Source organism: Denitrobacterium detoxificans (genome assembly GCF_015062615.1).
GTDB lineage: Bacteria > Actinomycetota > Coriobacteriia > Coriobacteriales > Eggerthellaceae > Denitrobacterium > Denitrobacterium detoxificans_A.
Genome location: NZ_SUUH01000007.1, coordinates 60,466 through 82,895, shown reverse-complemented (window position 1 = coordinate 82,895; position 22,430 = coordinate 60,466). Strand labels below are relative to the sequence as shown.

Below are 22,430 nucleotides of genomic sequence, written 5' to 3'. Positions count from 1 at the left end.
CCACTATGTACATAACAAAAGGTCAAAGCGCCAAAAAAAGGCGCCGCCTTTCGACGACGCCCGAGCAAACAGAAAGCGCACGCGGTTACTTCTGCACGCGAATAACCGTAGGCTCCTGACCGCTCACGAGCACGCCGTCGAGCGCACGAATGTCCTGGATTGCCGCTCGAATATCGCGCTCCTGCGCGGTATGCGTAATGTACACCAAGTCGACGCCGGAAACGTTCTCGTTGCTGCCACGCTGGATAACCGAGTACACGCTCACGTCGTGGTCGGAGAATACGCGCGCCGTAGACGCGAGCACGCCGCGGCGGTCTTCCACCACGAAGCGAATGTAATAACGCGTGGTGAGCTCTTCCATGGGCACCAGGGAAAGCCCGTCGTTGCCGGGAATGACCTGGTTGGTGCAACCCTGCTGCACGTGGCGTGCCACTTCCAGCACGTCGCCCATAACGGCGCTAGCTGCAGCACCCGCGCCCGCGCCTTCGCCAAAGAACATCGTCTCTCCCACGGCGTCGCCCACGACGTAAATAGCATTGAACACGCCGTTTACCGTGGCCAATGGGTGCGACAGCGGCACCATGGTGGGATGCACGCGCACGTCGACGCCGGCATCGGTGCGATTGCCAATGGCCAGCAGCTTCACGCAGTAACCCATTTCCTTGGCAGCGGCAAGGTCGGTGGGCATGATGTTGCGAATGCCCTCGGTATACACGTCGTCCAAGTTCACGGGCGTATTGAACGCAATCGTGGAAAGGATGGCAATCTTCGCCGCAGCATCGAACCCATCGACGTCGGCCGTGGGATCGGCCTCGGCAAAGCCCTTCTCCTGCGCCTCGGCAAGCGCATCATCGTACGTGGCGCCCGTTTCGCTCATACGCGTGAGCATGTAGTTCGTGGTGCCATTCACGATGCCCAGCACGCTGGAAACGCCATTGGCATGCAGGCCGTGCGTAAGGGGGCCGATGATAGGGATGCCGCCACCAACGCTCGCCTCGAACGCAACCTCCAGGCCCTTTTCGCGCGCAAGCTCGAGGATTTCGCTGCCATGGGTGGCCATGAGCGCCTTGTTGGCGGTAACTACGTTCTTGCCCGCACGCAGCGCGCCCATAACCAGGTCGTAGGCAGCGGTGGTGCCGCCAATAAGCTCGATGACGATATCGACTTCCGGGTCGTTGATGACGTCGTTGAAGTCGGTCGTAAACAAATCTTCCACGCCACGGGCAACAGCGGTTTCGGAATTGCGCGAGCACACGCGCACCAGCTCGACGTCGATGCCGTTCAGACGCTTGAAGTCGTCACGATGGGCAGACAGGATATCCAGGCAGCCGCCGCCGACCGTACCCGTGCCTACCAGACCAAGTTTCACCGTCATGCCAATTCCTTTCCCGCAGTGCTACGCATACTTGTATATGTTAATCGATGTCGCAAGCCAGAAGGTCGGCGTACGTTTCGCGACGCGTAACCAAGCGCGCCTGGCCATCTTTCACGAAAACCACGCCCGGACGAGGCTGGCCATTGTAGTTGCTGCTCATGCTGCGGCAGTACGCGCCCGTGCCGAACACGGCCACGATATCGCCCAGCTCGGGCGTCTGCAGCGAACCATCGAGCACCACGGCGTCGCCGCTCTCGCAATGCTTGCCGCACAGCGTGACGATCTCGGTGCGCGGCTGGTCGGCCTTGTTCGCGATAACGGCCTCGTAATCGGCGTGGTACAGGGCAGTGCGCACGTTGTCGCTCATGCCGCCGTCGATTGCCACATACTTGCGAATGCCGGGCAGCGTCTTCAGAATGCCCACCGTGTACAGCGTGATGCCAGCGGAAGCGGCAATGCTGCGACCGGGCTCGGTAAGGACGCGCGGCTCCTTCACGCCGAACTTCGCGCACTGCTCATGCAGAGCGTCTGCGGTAATCTGCGCAAATTCGCGAATGGTTGCCGGAGCGTCGGTGGCCATGTAGGCAATGCCAACGCCGCCGCCGATATCAAGGTCGTCGATTTCGAAGCCGTAGCGTTCCTTGATGCGGGCAATGAGTTCCACGCCCACCGCAATGGCCTCGCCAAAGGGCTGCAGCTTGAAGATCTGCGAGCCAATATGCATGTGCAGGCCGCGCAGATGCACGTTTTCGGCCGCAAGCACGTCGCCCACGCAATTGAACGCGAAATCCTCGCGCATGGTGAAGCCGAACTTGCTGTCCTCCATGCCCGTGCGAATGTATTCGTGCGTATCGGCTTCCACGCCAGGGGTGATGCGCATGTAGACGTCCTGCACCTTGCCCAAGCGACCGGCAATCTTGTTCACGCGATCCAGTTCGATGCGGCTATCGAGCACGATGCAGCCCACGCCTGCGGAAATGGCCTCTTCCAATTCCTGGGGCGTCTTGTTGTTGCCATGTACGAACACGCGCTCCATGGGAAAGCCCGCAGCCTGGGCGATGGCAAGCTCGCCACCACCGGACACGTCGATGTTCGCACCCTCTTCGGCCACCAGCTTCGCCATGGCGCGATTCAAAAACGCCTTGCTGGCGTAGATGACTTCCGAATTGGGATACGCTGCGGAAAACGCCTCGACGTACTCGCGGATGCGAGAACGCAGGTCTTCCTCGTCGTACACGTACAGGGCCGTACCCTGCTCGCGAGCCAACTCCACCATGTCGACGCCGCCGACGTAGAGATGGCCGTCCTTCACGGTAGCGGTGCGCGGAAGCACCGATCCCAGTTCGACGGTGGTACGGTTATCGGCTTTCGCGTCTGCCTTGGGTGCTGGCAACGACATGTGGACCTCCCTTCCGCCCGCGCATGCGCGCGTACGAAGCAGTTGTTTTGCACTGCATTGTAACAAGCGCATACCCAGAAAAAGAAACGTGGCACTTTACCACACGAAAGTGCCACGGAGACAGAGTATATGACGGAAGCCCGAACCTACGAGGTGGTGTTTGCGTACGTCGACCCCACGATAACCAGGAAGTCGCCTGAAATGCTGTACGAACCATCGTTCTTTTGCGCGGATGCGCTATGTCCAATGGTTTCGGCAATTGTTTTTGCCTGGGAGGCGCGCGACGAATCGTTGTAGAGAACGACCGTGTTCTTGTAGTCGAAGTTATCGGCATTGCCCGTGCTGGAAACCGTATAGCCCGCGCTCGTAAGCGTATTGGCCACTTCCGTTCCCAACCCCGTATAGCCCGAACCGTTCCTTACGACGATGGAGCCATCCTTCGACTCCGCCGCCGCAGAGGCCTCTTCGGCGGCACCATCCCCCGCCGACGACAGTACGATACCCGTTGCACTATCTATCTCGGAGGATTCCGTAGGCGAAAGGCCCTGGTCCACGCGACTCATCATGGTCTTCCACTCGCTCGTGTTCACTTGCTCGATCCACAAGCCGTCGACGTAAGCCGACGTGGTGGGCATAGTGGCGCTGTAAATATCGGTAGAAGAGTCGAGACCCCGCATAACCTGGGCAAGCCCCACGATATCGGAAACGGATAGGTCGGTCTGCACGCACTCGGAAAGCGCCGTAACCGTACTGGCGATGGTAGCCGCATCGGACGCGAGCAGCTTCTTCGCAATAGCCGAGATAACCAGGCGCTGGTTGGCAGCGCGATACTCGTCGCCATTGCCATATTCGTCGTAGGCATGACGGCTGCGCGCCAAGATGAGCGCCTGCTCGCCGTTGAGCGTCTGCAAGCCGGCATCCAAATGGCCACCTGCCATGTCGTCGTCGATTTCCATAGGCACGTCGACCTCGATGCCACCCAGGGCATCGACGATTTCAACCACGCCATCCATGTCAACGAGTGCGAAATGGGAAATGTCTACGTCGGCCAAATCGGAAATGGTGGAAACGGCCAGTTCGGCACCACCGTAGGCATAGGCGGCATTCAGCTTGTGCTCGCCATACGAGCCCATGCTAACGTAGCTGTCACGCGGCATCGAGATAAGCGTGACCTTCTTGTTCACTGGGTCGATGCGCGCCAGGATGATGGTATCCGTTCGATACGTGCCATCCGTCGTGCTGTCGGTTTCGCGCTGAATGGATTCATCGGTACCCAGGAGCACCATGTAGAAGGGCTCCTTGGTAAGGTTGGTCTGCACGAGCACGTTATTCAGACCGCTATCGAGCCCCGCGGAAAGATTACCGTTGATAACGCCAATGTATATCGCGGCGGCAGCACCCACGCAGGTAAGAAGCGCGGCAAGGACAATGGCCACGCGCTTGATAATGCGATTCCTACGATGCTTAGGATTCACCTGGTCGGCGTAGCGCGTGTTCCCGCGACGAGAATACCGGGCGTCTACGGTACGCGGCGTTTCGGCGGCATCACGCGAACGGGCACCACGCGTACGAGCATGGGAATGGGCTGATTCCTGCGCGTGGCCTACGCGAGACGAACGGCGAGATTCTGCCTCGGACTCCTGCGCACCATTGGCCATGCGCTCTTCCAAACGAGCGCGCGCGGCACGCTGGCGATACGATTCGGCGTTGGACCGGCTGTAGCCCCGGGCATCACGAGAAGAAGCGGCATCATGGGCCGCATGAGAGGGGCGTGCTGAATGTCTGCTGCGATGTTGCTCCATACCTTCATTGTGCGGACGAAACAGGCACCTTGCAAGCATCTTTTCGTTAAGAACAGAACTGCAGGGGCGCACGGTTGCAGGCAATCCGCCGCCCCTGCGCGCCCACCACTACTTATGGTATGGCTCGTGGCGAATGATCTTGTACGCACGGTAAATCTGCTCGAGCAGCACCACGCGCGCCAGGTTATGCGGCATGGTAATAGGGCCGAAGCTCATGCGCTCGTTGGCCATCTGGCGCACCGCCGAGCCCACGCCATCGCTGCCGCCAATCACGAACACCACGTGCGAGTCACCCTGAACGGCAAGCTGCTCCAACTTGCCGGCAAGGCCCTCGCTCGACGTTTCCTTCCCGTGGATGTCAAGCAGGATAATGTGAGCGCCCTTTGCCGCCTGCAAGGCGGAAAGTTGCAGGGGCTCTTCCCGCTCGCGCGTGCTGTCGGGAATCTCCTTCACCTCCACCTGAGCATATGCACCCAAGCGCTTCAGGTACTCCGCGCAGGCATCCTTCCAGAAACGCTCCTTCAGCTTGCCCGTGGCCACGATGGTTACCTTCTGCATGCTCAACCTCCCGCAAACAAAGAAGGCGCCGCCGCCCAGACCCCGCAGGGTCCACAGCGACAGCGCCCGCAATTGCTATTCCACGTACGCTTCCGCTTCCACCACGAGCTCGTTCTTGATGGTGCCCACCAAGAACGTAAGGGCGTCAATGACGCGGGGGCGAATGTCGCCACCGATGAGCACGTACATCAGCGAGCCGCCAACGGGCACGGAGCCTTCCGCCAGCCACACGCGGGCATAGTAGATGCCCTCGCGCTCGAGCGTCTTCGCAATGGCCTCCTGCACGCCTTCGGCGTTGTACGAGAAATCGACGCGCTCCACAGCGGGAAGGCCCTCTTCCCCACCGCGCACCTGCGCCTTGGGCGTAGCGCGTACCACGCCGTTATGGAAAAGGTACATGCCACACTGGCTGGCCTGCGGGTCCTGCTTGGCCTCGGCAAGCCATGCATCGAGAGAGGGTTCCTGAGACATATTCGTTCCTTTCGTTGCGTTTCGCACGATTATCGGGCAAGGTCGGGGTATTCGGCAACCCAATCGATCTGCATAAGGCGCTCTATCGCCAGTGCATACACTTTAAAGGCCTGCTTCAGATTCGCTTCCGACGCACCCTCGTCGGCACCATGCATGGGGCCGACCCAGCTGGGATGCTGCGCGCCATGCACGCCCGCACCGAACGCCACGGCATGCGTGAAGTGGCTGGCATACGTACGGCCGCCCACCGTGTAGGGCTCTTGCATGTCGCCCGTGATATCGCGGTATGCGGAAACGAGCGTACGCACGAGCGTGCCGTTCGGGTCCTGGAAGAAGCGTGGCGAAATCTTCGTGGTATGCCAGGTAGCGCCCGCCTGCTTGGCAGCGCGCTCGAGCGCAGCCACGACCTCGTCTTCGCTGATAGCCGCAGGGCAACGTATGTCGATGGTTTGCCCAAGCTTGCCTTCGGCCATACGGGCCATGCCGCCCACGCAGGTAAGCGCGCCAAACATATCGTCGGAGCAGGCAAGGCCAATGCCCGAACCGTCAGTCACGCCCAGCAGGGCATCCATGAACTCGAACCACGAACGCTCGGCTTCCGCGCACGCATTCGAAGCAAGCACGACCTTCGCGAGCTCGTGAATGGCGTTCACGCCACCTTCGGGGAACGCAGCATGCACCTGCACGCCGCGTGCAACCAAACGCGTTCCGCCTTCTTCCGTGGGCTCAACCGATACGCGCTCCGTAGCCTGGAAAAGCGACGGGTCGGCATCCAGAACAGCCGTTGCCGCGCCAGCAACGGCGTTATAAGCAAGACCGCCCTGCAGGGAGCGAACGACGCCACCCTCGATGGGCGCGCTTTCGAAATAGCCCCTCACATGCCCCTTCTCACCAAAGCACAGCGGAAAGTCCTCGTCGGGGGAAATGGTCACCATGGGTTCCTGGTAGCGGGCAAGGTAGTACTCGAGGTCGCGCATGCCGGTTTCCTCATTCGCGCCCACCAAGAAACGCAGAGTATACGGGAATGCAGTGCCACGCTCGCGCAGGAACTTCGCCGCATGCAGAGCAACCACCAAGGGCCCCTTGTCGTCTACTGTGCCACGACCAATGAGATAGCCGTCCTTGCGGGTTACGTCGAACGGAGGGTAATGCCAGCCGTCGCCCTCGGGCACCACGTCGGAATGGCAAATCACGCCAATCTGACGATCGCTTTCGCCCGGAATGTCGGCTGTGCCAATGTACCCTTCCAGATTCTGCGAGCAAAAACCCAGTCGTTCGGTAAGGGCAAGCGCCGCTTCCAACCCCTGGGCAGGCCCAGGACCATACGGTGCGCCGCTAGCCGCCTGTTCCATATCTTCCACGCTGCGCACGCGCACGAGCGACGCAAGGTCTTCCACCATGTCATCCCAGTGCTCATCGAGATACGCATCAAGCTCACGTTCGAATTCTTCCGAAACCATCCGTGCTCCTTTCTTTTCGCCCATTATATTCGCGCTACCGAAAACGAAACCCCCGCATGACGCGAAACCCTTGAGCAAACGTCACAAAAGAGAAGGAGCTTTTAGGGGAAATAAAAAGCCGTCCCGCGCAGCGGGACGGCCGAAAATCGATTGTGCAGGTGCTCGTCTTGGCACCGGCTAGTCGAACTTGCGCAAGTAGCCGCTCAGGCGCTTCAAGCCCTCGCGCAGCGTAGCCTCGGGAGCGCAATACCCCAAGCGAGCACCGCGCGGCAGGTCGAACCTGCTGCCCGGGACCAGAAGAACGCCTTCGTCGCGCAGCAAATCGAGACAGAACTTCTCATCGTCCTCGGGAATGTCGAGCCTAATGTAGCTTACGGACACGCCCTTCGGAGGTACCCAGCTCACGCGCGGCTCGGAGTCGATCCACTCCTGCGTAATGGCGCGATTCTTCCTGATGATGGACAGGTTGCGCTCCACGATTGCCTCGCGATTGCGCAGAACGTACGTGGCCAGCGCATCGTTGAACACACCACTGCAGATCATCGTGTAGTCGCGCAGCACGCGCATCCTGTCGGCAAGCTCCTTGTTGCTTACCGTCCAGCCGCAACGCGCCGCCGGAACGCTATAGTCCTTGCTCACGCTGTTGGTGCATACGCCCTTGTCGTACAGGTCGATGATGCTCGTGCACGTGTCGGCATCCTCCAACGGGAAGAACACCTCATCGCACAGCACCCACGCGCCAACGCTGCGAGCGATCTCGACGATTTCCTCCATCACGTCAGTGGTGATGAGGGTACCCAGGGGGTTGCTCGCGTTGTTCACGCAGATGAGCTTCGTGTCAGGGCGCACGAGCTTCTTCAGCTCGTCGAGGCGCGGCTGCCAGCCATCTTCCTCGTGAATCTGCCAATGCTCCACTTCGGCGCCAAGCGCCGCGGGCAGATCGTACAGGGGCTGATAGGTGGGATACTCGGCAACCACATGGTCGCCAGGCTCGACCAGGGCCATAATCGCGTTCAGGTTAGCGCCCGTACCGCCATTCATCTGAAGGACGTTGTCGGGGTCCACGTTGCGATAGAGCTTGGCGACTTCCTGCTTGAAGTCGGCCGACCCTTCGATCCAGCCATAATTCATCTTCTCGCGGTTCAGCTGCTCGTAAAACGTTTCGCCCTGCTTGCCATCGAGCTCGAGGATTTCCGCCATCGTAAGGCTTGCGATGGTGGACTGGGCGATATCCCACGTAGCGTCGTGCTCCCAGATATTCAGGTACTCTTCAACACCGATTGTCTTGATGTGCATACGTCCTCCTTATATAGCGGAAGGGAAGGCAACCCGCGCAAGTCGCCTTCCCTTTTCCCAACCCCCTATGAAAGTTCTAATTAGAACACGGGAATGAAGCCAATGGCCGTAAGCGGGATGCTGATGATGCCCACGATGCTGATGATAACAGCACCGATCTTCTCGCCCTGCGTGAATTCCTTGCCAGCTTCCTTACGCGCCTTGGCATAGAAGAAGAAGCCGGGGATGTAGCCCAGGCAAGCGAGCAGCAGGAACTGCCAACCAGCCAGAATCATGCACAGAACCTGGAAAATCACGGCGATGAGACCAAAGATCATGTTCTTGATATCGCCCGTTTCCTTGCCCAGCTTCACCTGATAGGCAGCAGCCAAGGCCCAGGAAATCATGATCGTAACAGTGCACATGCTGATGGCGAACGTGTACGCATCGGCTGCGGCAAAGGCGACGATCAGGAAGACCTGCGTGCAGAGGCCGACGATGATGAGGGCCATCTGAGGAGCGTTCTTCTTGTTCATCTTGTTCCAGGAAGCAGGAAGCAGATGGTCGTCGCTCATGCCCGAAGAAGTCTCCGCGGGCAGCATGGTGAAGGACAACCAGGAGCCCAGAACGCTGATGATGATGGCAATCGAAATGAACGTGCCGCCCCAGCCAGGAGCCAGGTACTCGAACACGGTAATCGTCGCGGGGCTCTCGGCGGCCACGAGCTCTTCGTAGGGCATAACGCCATAGGGAAGAACAGAAGCGCCAATGTAGAGAACCAGCAGGACGATGAGGCCAATGATGGTAGCCTTGCCCACATCGGACTTACGCTCAGCGCGCTTGGACATAACCGTAGCGCCCTCGATGCCGATGAATACCCACATCATCGCGATGAGGCAGTTGATGATCTGGCTGGAGATGCCACCCAGTTCGGCTTCGCCTTCCGTGGCAGCCATAACGGCGATATTGCGCTCGGCTTCGCCCCAGAAGTCGGCGGTAAACACGCCAGCGTTGAAGGCGAACAGGCAGAACAGGATGAACAGCAGGATGGATACAACCTTGACGACCATGACGACGGCGTTCAGGAACGCAGCGCTCTCCACGCCGTTGATAACCAGGAACGTGATGGCCCACAGGAAGATGGACACAATCACGATGCTCAGGATGCCAGCGGGATCGGTGAGCGTAGCGTCGAAGGTCCCCGGGAAGAGACTTCCCAGAACCTGCACCACCATCGTGGCAAAGCCGATGTTGCCCAGCCATGCGGACAGCCAGTAACCCCAGCCGGAGATGAAGCCGGCGAAGGGACCGAAGCCTTCCGTGGCATACTGATAGAGGCCGTCGATTTCGGGCTTCTTGGCGCCCAAGTTAGCCAGGGACATGGCCAGGAACAGGAAGCCCGCGCCACAGAACACCCAGCCGATAAGCGCGCTGCCCGGAGCAGCGGCACCGGCGAGCTGACCGGTAAGGGCGTAGACGCCAGAACCGATGCAGGAGCTCACCACGAGTCCGATGAGGCCGAAAAGGCCTACACCCTTGATTTTTTCTCCCATGAGAAATCCTCCTTTACATATGCAGACCCGCCAGGGTTCTGCCAGTTTTACGGTCCTGCGTCACGCAAAAGAATCTGTTGCGTCACGCAGAATGCCCTGGCGGTTCAGGAGCCCCCTCCACTTGCGCGCGCGGAGAGGGCGTCCTAACAAAAGTAAGTGTGGCGGCGAAGCCTAACCCCTACAGGTCTTCGCGCCAGGCCGGCATGCTCATGCAGCGCGGGCCACCACGGCCGCGAGACAGCTCGCAGCTGGGGACGACGACCAGTTCAAGACCGTTCTTGTACAGGAAGTCGTTCGTGACGTTGTTGCGCTGGTAGACGCAGATCTTGCCGGGCTCGATGCACAGCGTGTTGCTGCCGTCGTTCCACTGCTCGCGCTCGGCGGCGATGCGATCGCCGGCGCCGCACTGCAGCAGCTGGACGGGCTGGCCCACGTACTTCGTGAGGATGGTCTCGAGGTCGGAGTCGAGGCGCTTTACCTTCACTTCGCCTTCTGCACCCTTGGTGAGCTCGAAGACCGTGAGCGGGCCCAGGATGCCCGGGTGGATGGTGAACTTGTCGTAGTCGATCTGGGTGAATACCGTGTCCAGATGCATGAACGCGCGGCTGTTCGGGATGTCGAACGCCAGGATGGTGTCGATGCTGGAGCGCTCGTCGTGGAAGATGCCCTGCGCCAGCGTGTCGATGGCGTCGGGCTCGGTGCGCTGGCTGATGCCGATGGCGAGCACGTGGTCGTTGATGTTCAGGATGTCGCCACCCTCGATGTGGAAGGCGTTGTCGCGGCTGTAGTACTGCGGCGTGCCCTTGAAGTCGGGATGGTGGTCGAAGATGTACTTGCCGTACATGGTCTCGCGGTTACGCGTGACGGAGTACATGCGGTGGATGGTGACGCCATTGCCCACCATCGCGAACGGGTCGCGGGTGAAGTACAGGTTGGGCATGGGGTCGCACACCATCTTGGTGGGACTGGAAACCTGGTCGATCAGGCTGTTCGAGCGGTCGATTTCCAACTCGTCCAGATGAATGCCCTCCATGGTCTTTTCGACCAGGGCCTTCGGATCAGCGTAGTTGGCATCCAGGTACTCGTGGAGCAGCTTGTGCCACTTCGGAGTGTGAATGTCGGCCTCTTCCAGCCACTCTTCGATGAACTGGCTGCGCAGATCCGCGTTGTCGCGGATAACGTCGGCCATGAGGTCTTCCAGATAGACGACCTCGACGCCGTTGTCGCGCAGAGCCTGCGCAAAGGCGTCGTGCTCCTGCTGAGCGATTTCCAGGAACGGAATATCGTCGAACAACAGACGCTCGAGCGTGTCGGGGGTAAGGTTGAGAAGCTCCTTGCCCGGACGGTGGAGAATGACCTTCTTTAGAGGTCCGATCTCGCTCTTGACGTTTACTCCGGTCATGAACGCCCTCCTTTTCTTCTCGCCCCAAGGGCGATGCGTTGAAGATTACGAAACGTGTCCGCAGGTCTCTCACCTCCTACGTACGCGTCTCCACATACTCTACACGTCGCATACCGTTACGCAATTGTGAACGGTTTATTGAGTATGAAAGTCGGTAAACGGTATCTTTTATGCCGCAAAAGGTACTTGATTTTTGATGATTTTATGATTAGGGACACTATAGCCGAGTGTAGTGGTTAATTCCCCACCCTTTTGACCAGGGCATATGCAAAACTATGTATAACGTCGATTTTGTCAAGAGGTTTTTTGATATCCAGCTAATCGGATATTTACCGGAGAACATGCATAAGACAGCCCTCTAGGGACCCAAACATGCATTTTTATAAAAGGAACCCCAGATGAATCATTTTCGAAAATGCATACGGGAAAAGCCCCCATTTATGCAATGCGCTAGCAAACCGAAACCCGCTCGATGGAATAAAAAAGCTCGCGGCTGGATCCTCCCCGAACCAGCCGCGAGCAACGCCACCCTATTGGGTTGGTGGCAAACCCTCCTAGACAATGAAAAAGAGCCTTGCTCCCTCCAGTGCAAAACCCTCTTTCAGCGTAGAACGCTTAACCCGACGTGGTATTATACCTGCCTTTGCAGAAATTGTGAATATATAAATTCCGTGAGCGGCAGAGGCAATGACACTACCCTTATGAACTGGGGAAACGCATCGTCGAAACCCCTGAAATCAAGCGCCAAAACGGCCTTCGCGCATGTCGTACGCAACACGCAGCGCATACGTTACTCGTGGAAGTACGGAACGTACAGCTCTTCCTCGCTTATGGCCTCTTCGGGATACAAGTAGTTGAACAGGCTAATGAAGTACTCATCAGTCATGCTCGCAATGTAATCGACCACGATGTCATTCGGGTCCTGGCTCGCATACACCGGATTGCTGCGCATCATCCACGCATTGATGTGATGGCGGAAGATGTACGAGCTCTCGTCGCCCGCCTTCACGTCTTCCAAGAAGCGCTCGTACAGGCGGTCCATCATGGGATGCACGATGCCCGTAAGCTTTTCATGCGCTTCCTGCGAAAGGTAGATCTGACGGCTGTTCAGCTCCTTCGCATCGATGATGGCCTGGAACACGTCTTCGTCCATAGCCAGATAGGGCTTCTCGATGCTGTTCTTGATGATGTTGGCCGTAGCATTGTGAATGAACTCGGAATTCGTGGAGCCCAGCACGCTGTCTTTCAGCGGGTACTCCTCGGGCGTGAGCACGCGCACGGTAAGAGCATCTTGCCTGTCCTTGCCCAGATAGGCCAGGATGTCGCAGATGCGCACCACGCACCCCTCCAGCGTGGAGGGCCGCAGAAGCTGGCTCGCGCCCTTCTGCGTGTAACACGTCTCCATCATGTCATCCAGCTGCGCAAACGTATCGCATGGCGCAGGATGGTATTCCGCAAAGGCCTTTTCGCCGCAATGACAGAGCATGCCATTGAGCGCCTGCAGGGAAAGATTTCGATATGCCACCGTGCGCAGCAATCGAACGCTGTGCACGTTATGGTTGAAATAGCGCCCGGGCTTGCCCGATGCAGACGTATGACGGTGATACGCATCGGAAAGCGCGTATTCCCCCTCGTGGCCAAACGGAGTATGCCCCATGTCGTGCCCCAGGGCGATGGCCTCGATGAGCGCGATGTTCAGGCGCAGGGCGGCGCCGATCTTGCGTGATATCTGGGAAACCAGCTGCAGGTGAAACGAGCGCCTGGTGAGGTCGTCGTTACGATAGAACGGAAAGACCTGCGTCTTGTCCATGCAGCGGTTGTAGAAAGCGTTGTTCAGCACGCGATCCACGTCGCGAACGAAGGCGGGGCGCACCAAATCGGTGTCTTCGTCTTGCCGATCGGGGCGCTCGAATATGGCCTGGCTATCACGCGTAGCATACGGGGAAAGCAGGGCCTCTCGAGCGGCAAGCCCCTCGCGCACATAGGCGCGCTCGTCTTCGGTAAACGTGAATTCGGGATTGCTCGCCACGGCCATTGCGCTCCTGTTCCTTTCCGCCGAAACGCGGCGCATGACGCGCCCGTTCATTTGCTCTTGCATGCACCTGCATACGGGGCAACGCGCAGCGCGAGGGCATGTAGCCTACAGTGTACGCCTTGTTTCGATGGCGCGGCCAAGCGTTACCTCGTCGGCGAATTCTAGGTCGCCACCAACGGGCAAGCCGCTGGCCAGGCGCGTCACGGTAATGCCCAACGGGCGAATAAGTCGCGCAAGGTAGCTGGCGGTGGTTTCGCCTTCCACATTGGGATTGGTGGCCAGGATCACCTCGTGCACCTCGCTGCTGGACAGGCGCGCCATGAGCTCGCCGATATTCAGGTCGTCGGGGCCAATGCCCTCGAGCGGGGAAAGCGCCCCGCCGAGGACGTGATACAAGCCGGAAAACTCGTGCGTGCGTTCAATAGGAGGAATATCGCGCGGTTCGGAAACCACGCAGATGATGCCCCGATCGCGGTCGGACGATTCGCATATCTGGCAGTAATCGCCCTCCGCGTAGTTGAAGCACGTCTTGCAGAAATGCACCGAATCCTTCACATTCATAATGGCTTCCGCCAAGCGCTCGGAGGTGGCGCGATCGGAATTCAAAAGCCAGTAGACAATGCGCTGGGCCGACTTCGGGCCAATGCCGGGCAGCCGGGAAAACTCATCGAGCAGCGTCTGTATGGAAGGAGCGGATTGCATGTCTGAGCCTATTGCAGTCTAGAAGCCGGGGATGTTCATGCCGCCGGTAACGCTGTTCAGACGGGCGGAACTGATTTCGGCCATGCCGCGAAGAGCCTCGTTCGTGGCGGCCAGAACCATGTCCTGCAGCATTTCCACGTCCTCGGGATCGACGGCCTCGGGGTCGATGGAGATAGACTTGACCATCATTTCGCCCGTGACCACGACCTTCACCATGCCGCCGCCAGCGGTGGCTTCGTGCTCCATGTCCTTGATCTCTTCCTGGGCCTGGGCCAGCTGCGCCTGCATCTTCTGGGCCTGGCGCATCATCTTCTTCATGTCCATGAATGGTCTCCTTTTCGCTTCGCCACGAGGGCGTTGTCTATTCGTCTATCTGCTCGAACACGATGGACGAGCCCATCGTCTCCGAAAGCATTTTACTGAAATCGTCGGCCGTTTCGGGCGCGGCGCCATCCGCCGTGGCGGGCATGGGAGCCGCCGCTGGCATGGGGGCGACAGCAGGGGCATCGTACACAGGCGCTTCAGCTGGCACGACGCCTTCGTATGCGTCGAGCGGAACGTCGTCCACCGGGGGCACGGGAGCCGCAACAGGCGCGGGAGCCGGAGCCGGACGCGGAGGAACGACGGGGGCAGCTGCAGGGCGAGCAGGCTGAGCAGCGGGCGCGGGAGCCGGAGCCGCAGCAGCGGCCTGAACACACGTAAAGGGAACATCCACGCCAGCTACCTGGACGAAGATGCGCTTGAGCATATCCTGGAACTCGGGCTTCTGGGCACGCGAGAACGCAAATTCGTTGCCGGGCGCAAATTCGATGCGCACGCCCGTATTGCCAGGCTCAGGAGCGACCTTCACCGCAATGAGGAACACGCCATACGCGGGCTTTTCCTTCTTGACCGCCGCTACGACCGAACGCCACATGCGCTGGAGCGCTGCCGGGTTCGACACAACGCTGGCCAAGTCGCCACCGGCCTGCGCGGGAGACGCCGCCGCGGGAACGGCCGGCGTAGGCTGCGCGTACGGACGGCTCGGCGCAGGCTTGGGAGCAGTGCGAGCCGGAGCCGGCGCGGGCGTGGCAGCCACATTCGCGTGGTTACGCGCCTGCTGAGCACGGGCCGCAGCAGCCGCCGCTGCTGCACGGGCAGCCTCATGACCCGAAAGCGGCTTCGAGGGGGCAGCTTGCGCGGGCGCAGGTGCAGGAGCCGGAGCCACGGGAGCCTGCGGAGCAACCGGAGCGGGAGCAGGCGCAGGAGCCGGGGCGGCAACCGTCGCAGGCGCGTGGGCCGCAACGGGCGCAGCCGCAGGAGCCTGCGCGGGCGCAGCCACGCCAGAGCGCGAAGGCAGGGCGGCGGCACCGCCCTCGAGCGCCTCCACGCGCTCGGCCAGCGATGCGAGCGTGAGCTCGGCGTCGGGACGCACCAGGCGCGTAAGGGCGATTTCGAACAGAAGGCGCGGGTTCGTGGAACTGCGCATGTCAGACACCACGTCGCCCAACACGCCAAGCATGTTGGCCAGGCGATCGCTTCCGAACATTTCCAGCTCGCGAACGATTTCACGGCGCTCGGCATCGGTGATGTCGATGGCGGCATCAGCGCCAGCCAGCGACATGACATACATGTTGCGCACGTGCTGCGCCATATCGCGCACGAATTGCGCCAGGTCGGCACCCGTTTCCATATAGGTAGCCGTCCACGTGAAGCACGCGGCGGCATCGCGCTTGCCAATGGCGTCGATGATTTCGGCCATGTCGGAAGAATCCAGGGAACCCAGAAGATCCTCGGCCCCCTTCACCGTGACCTTGCCCTCGCCAAAGGCGATGAGCTGTTCCAGCGAGGTAAGGGCGTTGCGCATGCCGCCCTGAGCTCGATGGGCGATCAAATCGAGCGCGTCGCCTTCGAATTCAACGTCCTCGGCCACGCAGACGGCGCCCAGGCGAGCCACGATCTCGTCATTCGAGATGCGATGAAAGTCGAAGCGCTGGCAGCGCGAATGAATGGTTTCGGGGACCTTCTGAGGGTCGGTGGTGCATAGCACGAACACCACGTGAGACGGGGGTTCCTCAAGCGTCTTCAGCAACGCGTTGAACGCGGCCGTAGACAGCATGTGGACCTCGTCGATGATGTAGACCTTCTTGCTTCCGCTGGTGGGAGCATAGTTTACGCGGCCGATGATCTCGTCGCGCACGTTTTCGACGCCCGTGCGACTTGCCGCGTCGAGTTCATATACGTCGGGATGCGTGCCGTTTGCCACGGCCTGGCATTGCTCGCACGTACCATCGGGCGTGCTCGTGGGGCCGTTTTCGCACAGCAGGGCCTTTGCTAGCAGGCGCGCCGTGGTGGTCTTGCCCGTGCCACGCGGGCCGCAGAACAGGTACGCGTGGCTGACCTTATCTTGCTCGATGGCATTCTTCAGCGTGCGCTCGATGTGATCCTGACCGACCACATCTTCGAATACCTGCGGGCGATATTTGCGATATAGAGCCTCTGACATGCTATTTCGCTTCCTTCTTCTTCGCGCGGGCGGCAAGTGCGCCCTTCACCGCGCCAATGAGGGCGGGGAGCACCGACACTCCCACGATACCCAGAATGATGACTTCGAAATGCTCCTGCACGAACGGGATGCCACCGAAGAAGTAGCCCAGCAGTACGAACAGGCTGACCCAGGCCACGCCGCCAATGGCGTTGAACACCGTGAACTTGCCGAAGTTCATATGGCCCGTGCCCGCCACGAACGGGGCGAACGTGCGGAAGAACGGCATGAAGCGCGTGATGATGATGGTAAGGCCGCCATACTTCGCGAAGAAGTGGTCGAGCTTCGCCATGCGCTCGGGCGTGAGGGCCTTCACCTTGCCCGAGTCGATGATGCGGCTGCCGAAGAAGCGCGCGATCCAGTAGTTCGACGTGTTGCCCAGAATGGCCGCCGCATAGAACACGATGAGCGTGGCGAAAATGTTGAGCCCGCCGCCATCGGCCGAGAACACGCCTGCGGCGAACAGCAGCGAGTCGCCGGGAAGGAACGGGAACACCACGACGCCCGTTTCCACGAACACGACCAGGAACAGCGGCGTGTACACCAGACCAGGGCCAAGCGTGGCAATCCAGCCGGCAATGATGGTACGCGGATCGTGCAACAATTTGACGATGAAGTTAATGAAATCCATGCGAGCCTTTCGCGTCGTTTCGCGTGTAGCGCGGGCCAAGCCCGCAGCCCCCTCAGCAAACCGCCGAAGCGGCGGCATATACATGAGTACCCCGAATAGGCATGGGCGCTCGTCAGCGGTCCCTTATGGCTGCTTCCTCCCGGACCTGACCAGGTTCGGAACTTGGCGCCGCCCAAGCCCATTCGAGGTACTTTCGTTCCGCCTATGCTGGCGGATAGCGCCATTCAGTATAGCGGTTTCCCCGTTCATGCGGCAATAACGGACATAGGGGCAACGAAACGAACATAGGGAGGCGCCGTGACCCTCTACGAGCATGCTTCGCCGCCCATTTTGCCTTGTCGCGGGCAATGGGTACAATGTTCGAAAGCCAATCCCACCCGAAAGAACTCCATGTACGCAGATTTTTACGAACGCATATCGAAGCCCTACGAGCATCAGGCGGCCAAGCTCGCGCTGTTCGACCGCGTACTGGTATACCTCGTGGCTGCGGGGTACGTCTTCGTGCTTGGATGGCTGCTCTACACGGGCGACGCGCGCTTCCTGCGCGTGCTGCTGGTTTGCGCCATCTCGTTCGCGCTCTGCACGCTCATACGCGGCGCCATAAACGCGCCACGCCCCTATCAGATGTATTGGATCCACCCGCTCATCAAGCGCAACGAGAACGGCAAGTCATTCCCTAGCCGCCACGTGTTCAGCGCCACGATCATCGCGTGTGCCATGTTCTACCTGAACCCCTTCGCGGGCGTTGCGGCCTTTTTGCTCACGGCCATCATCGCATGGGTACGCGTAGTGGGCGGCGTTCACTTCCCGCGCGACGTGGTGGCAGGCACCATCTTGGGCCTGGCCTGCGGTGCCTTCGGATTCCTGCTCATTCCGTAGCGGAAAGACCCCGCGCATCGGCGCGGGCCATCGGGTGCAAGCGCGACGCGCTATGCCCCAAGCTTGCGCAGAGCGACCATGATGTCGGCGATGGAATACAGGCTGCCGAATGCGCACACCAGGCCATCTGCCCTGGCAATGTCACGCGCACGCGCCACGCCGCTGGCAATATCGCCTGCGACGTGCAGTTTCACATCGCCTTCGCCAGCAGGCATCTCGCGCGCAATACCCGCAATGGCCTCGGCAAGATCCTGCGCGGAAAGAGCACGGGGGTTGGGCGGCTGGACGCACACGAATGCGCTGCCCAGCGGAACAACCTGGCGCAGCATGGCGGAATAATCCTTGTCGGCAAGCACGCCCACCAAGAACGTGACCTTGCGACCGGGGAAGACGCTCTTCAGCGATTCCACGAGCACGCGTGCGCCCTGTGGATTGTGACCACCATCCACGATGAACGTGGGCTCGTGGGCCACAATCTCGAAGCGCCCCGGCCAACGCGCGCTGGAAATGCCCTGGCAGATGGCCTCATCGGATACGTTGAAACCACGCGCACGCAGGGCCAGGCACGCCTCGATGGCAAGCGCCGCATTCTGCGGCTGATACGTTCCCAGCAGGCGCGTTGCAAGGCGCGAAAAGCCCGCGTACGAGAAGACACGCATGGGAATGGCATGACCATCCTGCACGGCCTCTTCCAGGCGCGATTCGGAAAGGGCATCGGCATCCACCCAGGTGATGGGCGCGTCGAGCGCAGCCGCAGCCTGCTCGATCACGCACTTCGCCCCTTCCGCCTGACGCGCGCTCACAACCGAGGCGCCAGGCTTGATGATCCCCGCCTTCTCGCGGGCGATGGCCTCGACGGTATCCCCCAACAAATGGGTGTGGTCAAGGGCGATGGGCGCAAGCACGCACACCTCGGGATGGGAAAGCACGTTCGTGGAATCCAGGCGGCCTCCCAGGCCAACCTCGATGACCGCGCATTCGCAACCCGCCTGTTTGAAGGCGACGAACGCCACGGCCGTCATCAGCTCGAACTCCGTCGGATGGTCGCTCATGGCCTCGGCCACGGCGCGCACCTCCAACGTGGCGCGCATAAGGGCCTCGGGCGAAATGTTGCACCCGTCGATGCGGATGCGATCGGAGAACTCGATGATGTACGGGCTGGTGAACAGCCCCGTGCGATACCCAGCCGCCTGCAGCACGCCGGAAATGTACGCGCAGGTAGAGCCCTTGCCATTCGTGCCCGCAACGTGAACCACGCGCAGGGAATCCTGAGGATTTCCCAGGCGCTCCATGAGCTGCGTGATGCGATCGAGCCCCATGCGGCTTTCCTGCCAGCGCGGGGTATTGATATATTCAACCGGGTCGAAGCCGGCAAGCGCTTCCTCTGCCATGCGCATCCCAATCCGTATTCGTAGCCGAGAAGGCTAGTTCTTCAACAGTTCGCCCAGCGTGGCGAAATCCTCTTCGAGCGCAGCCTGCTTCTTCCTGTCGTAGATGGCGGCAGCGGGGTGATAGATGGGGAACACCTTGAACCTGCCAATCTGCTGAAGCTGGCCATGCAGCTGCGTAATGCCCACCTGGGTCTTCAAGATGTACTTCGTTGCGAAGTTCCCCAGCGTAACGATGTATTCCGGGTCGATGGCACGCGTTTGGTCACGCAAAAACGGCGTGCACTGCTCGATTTCCTCGGCGCGCGGGTTCCGGTTTCCCGGAGGACGGCACTTCAGCACGTTCGCAATGAACACCTCTTCGCGCGTAAGGCCTGCGATGGCCAGCAGCTTGGAAAGCGACTTGCCGGCGGCGCCCACGAAAGGAACTCCCTGGGCATCTTCGTTCTTGCCCGGAGCCTCGCCGATGATGAGGACGCGCGCATGCGGGTCGCCATCGCCGAAGACCACGTTCGTGCGGCCGTCGGCCAAGGGGCAAGCGTGGCAAGCCTGCACCTGAGTGCGAATTTCCTCGAGCGAAATGCCCTCGTGACGTGCGGAAGAGCTCATTGCCGCAACCTACACGTACACGCGCGGCAGCCTATGGCTGAACGCGATGGCAAGCTCGTGCTCGATGGTATGCAGGGTATACGCCATCTCGGTGATGGTGGTAACGGCATCGCCCTGCTGACCCACGACGGTGACCACGTCGCCAATTTGCGGATCGAGACGGCGACGCGTGCCGTACGTGCGCATGTCCACCTCGAACATGCACTGGTCCATGCAGATGTTGCCCACCTGCGGCACGTAGGTGCCGTCGAGGATGAAGTTCACGCGGCTGGAAAGCGCGCGGTTCAGGCCGTCGGCATAGCCAATGGGCAGCGTGCAGATCTTCACGCTGCCGGTACTGCGGTAATTCAGGCCGTAGCTCACGCCCTCGCTCATGGGCACCTGCTTGCATTCGGTAATGCGCGCGTACACGCTCATGGCGGGCTTCAGGTTCACCGTACCACGCGTTTCGTTGCACGGATGGAAGCCATACAGGGAAATGCCCAGACGTGCCATGTCGAAATGCGTTTGGGGATAGCGCAACAGTGCGGCGGAATTGGCCGCGTGCACGGTGCCGGGGTCGATGCCCGCAACGCGCAGCGCGTCGATGGCCTCGGTGAAGCGATGCACCTGAATGGTGAAGTCGATGTTTTCCGGCATGTCTGCCGTGGCGAAATGGGTAAACGTGCCCACCTGCTCCAACGCGCGATGGAAGCTCACCGTGCGCTCGAATTCGATGATCTCCTCGGCACGCACGCCAATGCGGTTCATGCCCGTATTCACGGCCAGGTGGAATGGGGCCTTCATGCCATGCGCGTCGGCCATTTCGGCATACGCCAGGGCGAATTCCGGCGTGTAGACCGCCGGCATGATGTGATAGCCCAGCAGCAGCGGGATGGAAGAAGCGGGAGGCTCGGCCAGCACCAGGATGGGCGCATGGATGCCCGCCTTGCGCAGTTCGACGCCTTCGTCGACGGTGGCCACCGCCAGTTCGTCGGCACCGCTGTTCAGCGCGGTACGCGCCACGCGCACGGCACCATGGCCGTAGGCGTCGGCCTTCACGACCGCCATAAGGCGGCAGCCCGGGCGCAGACGACGCTTCGCCTCGAGCACATTATTGCGAATGGCGGAAAGGTCGATCTCGACCCACGCCCAACGACGGTCGGACGAGGGCATTTCGTCGAGTTTCTCCAAATCGAAGGGCACTTCCCCATGGGGACTGCTCGCTTCGGCCGAACGAGAATACTGGAAGCTGCTCTTCTTCCGGTTGAAGCCGGTAAATCCATTCAACGGTTCTTCGTGCGCCACAACATGCCTTTCTTTCATATGGAGGTTTCAGTATAGCGCTCGACGCGTGCGACAAGCCGCGCCCACACGTGAGCAACACGTGAGTTACCGCACTCCGTCAAACGCGAGCATTATTCCCGTATTTGGATTATGATTGCACGGATACAAAGGAGCGGCACCTGTCGCCAACGAAAGGAATCCCATGTTCGACGGACTCATCTCCCCGAACCGCAACGACGAATGCTGGTGCGGTAGCGGAAAGAAATACAAGAAGTGCCACCTGCGCAACGACGAGCGCATGCAGGAACTCTACGACCAGGGCAACGAAATGCTCTACCGCAGCCTGCTGAAGACGCCCGAGGAAATCGAGGGCATCAAGTACTCGGCCGAGGTCAACGTGGGCTCGCTCGACTACGTGGCCGAGCACATCGGCCCCGGCGTCACCACCGCCGAAATCGACAAGTGGGTCTACGACTACTGCATCGAACACGATGCCATCCCCGCCGACCTGGACTACGAAGGCTTCCCGAAGAGCGTCTGCACCTCCATCAACAGCGTGGTCTGCCATGGCATTCCCTCGGAAGACGACGTACTGCAGGAAGGCGACATCGTAAACGTGGACATGTCCACCATCCGCAACGGCTACTTCAGCGATTCGTCGCGCATGTTCTGCATTGGCGAGGTAAGCCCCGAGCGCAAGCGCCTGGTGGAAGTCACGAAGGCCTCGGTGGAAGCGGGCCTTGCCGCCGTGAAACCCTGGGGTCACCTGGGCGACGTAAGCGCTGCCGTAAACAAGGTGGCCACGGAAGCCGGCTACTCGGTCGTGGCCGAATTCGGCGGACACGGCATTGGCCTGGAATTCCACGAGGATCCGTTCGTGAGCTTCGTGGCCGAAGCGGGCACGGGCCCCATCCTGGTGCCGGGCATGTGCTTCACCATCGAGCCCATGGTGAACATGGGCGGCGCGGCCATCGACATGACCGACCCGAATGGCTGGACGGTACGCACCGCCGATGGCAGCGACTCCGCCCAGTGGGAGGTGCAGATCGTCGTCACCGAAGACGGCTACGAGCTGCTTTCCTGGTAAATCACCCCACACAA

Annotated in this window: 19 protein-coding genes and 1 other RNA gene; 2 read left to right on the top strand and 18 right to left on the bottom strand. The window is 60.4% G+C overall.

Annotated features, from left to right (window positions below):
- Positions 1 to 85: 85 nt before the first annotated feature.
- From E7002_RS08470 to ffs, 15 genes are all read right to left on the bottom strand, one after another.
- Complete coding sequence (locus E7002_RS08470; RefSeq protein WP_303728461.1) at positions 86 to 1,375, bottom strand: homoserine dehydrogenase; 1,290 nt, start codon at positions 1,373 to 1,375, stop codon at positions 86 to 88.
- Between the two features lie 40 nt (positions 1,376 to 1,415).
- Entirely contained in the window at positions 1,416 to 2,774 is a 1,359-nt protein-coding gene (gene lysA, locus E7002_RS08465; RefSeq protein WP_303728460.1) for a diaminopimelate decarboxylase, read from the bottom strand.
- Between the two features lie 146 nt (positions 2,775 to 2,920).
- Positions 2,921 to 4,576: an LCP family protein gene (locus tag E7002_RS08460; RefSeq protein WP_303728459.1), complete on the bottom strand. Its 1,656-nt coding sequence runs from the start codon at positions 4,574 to 4,576 to the stop codon at positions 2,921 to 2,923.
- A 108-nt stretch (positions 4,577 to 4,684) separates the two neighbouring features.
- Complete coding sequence (locus E7002_RS08455) at positions 4,685 to 5,134, bottom strand: 23S rRNA (pseudouridine(1915)-N(3))-methyltransferase RlmH (protein WP_303728458.1); 450 nt, start codon at positions 5,132 to 5,134, stop codon at positions 4,685 to 4,687.
- 75 nt (positions 5,135 to 5,209) lie between these two features.
- Positions 5,210 to 5,605, bottom strand: coding sequence for a molybdopterin biosynthesis protein (locus E7002_RS08450; RefSeq protein WP_066664086.1), 396 nt, complete (start codon positions 5,603 to 5,605; stop codon positions 5,210 to 5,212).
- 29 nt (positions 5,606 to 5,634) lie between these two features.
- Complete coding sequence (locus tag E7002_RS08445; RefSeq protein ID WP_303728456.1) at positions 5,635 to 7,065, bottom strand: Sapep family Mn(2+)-dependent dipeptidase; 1,431 nt, start codon at positions 7,063 to 7,065, stop codon at positions 5,635 to 5,637.
- Positions 7,066 to 7,242: 177 nt separating this feature from the next.
- Positions 7,243 to 8,361, bottom strand: a complete 1,119-nt coding sequence (locus tag E7002_RS08440; RefSeq protein WP_303728455.1) for an aminotransferase — start codon at positions 8,359 to 8,361, stop codon at positions 7,243 to 7,245.
- An 80-nt stretch (positions 8,362 to 8,441) separates the two neighbouring features.
- Complete coding sequence (locus tag E7002_RS08435; RefSeq protein ID WP_303728454.1) at positions 8,442 to 9,893, bottom strand: basic amino acid/polyamine antiporter; 1,452 nt, start codon at positions 9,891 to 9,893, stop codon at positions 8,442 to 8,444.
- A gap of 178 nt (positions 9,894 to 10,071) precedes the next feature.
- Positions 10,072 to 11,295 carry an arginine deiminase gene (locus E7002_RS08430; RefSeq protein WP_303728453.1) on the bottom strand — a complete coding sequence of 408 codons (1,224 nt, stop codon included), beginning with the start codon at positions 11,293 to 11,295 and terminating at the stop codon, positions 10,072 to 10,074.
- A gap of 790 nt (positions 11,296 to 12,085) precedes the next feature.
- Entirely contained in the window at positions 12,086 to 13,330 is a 1,245-nt protein-coding gene (locus E7002_RS08425; RefSeq protein ID WP_303728452.1) for a deoxyguanosinetriphosphate triphosphohydrolase family protein, read from the bottom strand.
- Positions 13,331 to 13,435: 105 nt separating this feature from the next.
- Entirely contained in the window at positions 13,436 to 14,032 is a 597-nt protein-coding gene (recR, locus tag E7002_RS08420; RefSeq protein ID WP_303728451.1) for a recombination mediator RecR, read from the bottom strand.
- 18 nt (positions 14,033 to 14,050) lie between these two features.
- Positions 14,051 to 14,356 carry a YbaB/EbfC family nucleoid-associated protein gene (locus E7002_RS08415; protein WP_066664099.1) on the bottom strand — a complete coding sequence of 102 codons (306 nt, stop codon included), beginning with the start codon at positions 14,354 to 14,356 and terminating at the stop codon, positions 14,051 to 14,053.
- A 37-nt stretch (positions 14,357 to 14,393) separates the two neighbouring features.
- Positions 14,394 to 16,517, bottom strand: a complete 2,124-nt coding sequence (dnaX, locus tag E7002_RS08410) for a DNA polymerase III subunit gamma/tau (protein WP_303728450.1) — start codon at positions 16,515 to 16,517, stop codon at positions 14,394 to 14,396.
- 1 nt (position 16,518) lies between these two features.
- The gene (locus tag E7002_RS08405) at positions 16,519 to 17,187 is read right to left on the bottom strand and encodes a VTT domain-containing protein (RefSeq protein WP_303728449.1); all 669 of its coding nucleotides are present in this window, start codon (positions 17,185 to 17,187) and stop codon (positions 16,519 to 16,521) included.
- Between the two features lie 90 nt (positions 17,188 to 17,277).
- An RNA gene (gene ffs / locus E7002_RS08400) (signal recognition particle sRNA small type) lies at positions 17,278 to 17,371 on the bottom strand.
- 206 nt (positions 17,372 to 17,577) lie between these two features.
- Here ffs and E7002_RS08395 point away from each other — a divergent pair.
- On the top strand, positions 17,578 to 18,066 hold the full coding sequence (locus E7002_RS08395; RefSeq protein ID WP_303728448.1) for a phosphatase PAP2 family protein: 489 nt from the start codon (positions 17,578 to 17,580) through the stop codon (positions 18,064 to 18,066).
- 50 nt (positions 18,067 to 18,116) lie between these two features.
- On the opposite strand, the gene E7002_RS08390 is transcribed toward E7002_RS08395, so the two are convergent.
- Genes E7002_RS08390 through alr form a run of 3 tightly spaced genes read right to left on the bottom strand, consistent with a single transcriptional unit; the run spans position 18,117 to position 21,350 of the window.
- Positions 18,117 to 19,457: a folylpolyglutamate synthase/dihydrofolate synthase family protein gene (locus E7002_RS08390; RefSeq protein WP_303728447.1), complete on the bottom strand. Its 1,341-nt coding sequence runs from the start codon at positions 19,455 to 19,457 to the stop codon at positions 18,117 to 18,119.
- Between the two features lie 33 nt (positions 19,458 to 19,490).
- Positions 19,491 to 20,063 carry a uracil-DNA glycosylase gene (locus E7002_RS08385; protein WP_303728446.1) on the bottom strand — a complete coding sequence of 191 codons (573 nt, stop codon included), beginning with the start codon at positions 20,061 to 20,063 and terminating at the stop codon, positions 19,491 to 19,493.
- 9 nt (positions 20,064 to 20,072) lie between these two features.
- A complete protein-coding gene (alr, locus tag E7002_RS08380) occupies positions 20,073 to 21,350 on the bottom strand; it encodes an alanine racemase (protein ID WP_303728445.1) in 1,278 nt (425 codons plus the stop codon).
- Between the two features lie 181 nt (positions 21,351 to 21,531).
- On the opposite strand from alr, the gene E7002_RS08375 reads away from it, so the two are divergent.
- Positions 21,532 to 22,416 carry a methionyl aminopeptidase gene (locus E7002_RS08375; RefSeq protein ID WP_303728444.1) on the top strand — a complete coding sequence of 295 codons (885 nt, stop codon included), beginning with the start codon at positions 21,532 to 21,534 and terminating at the stop codon, positions 22,414 to 22,416.
- Positions 22,417 to 22,430 lie beyond the last annotated feature (14 nt).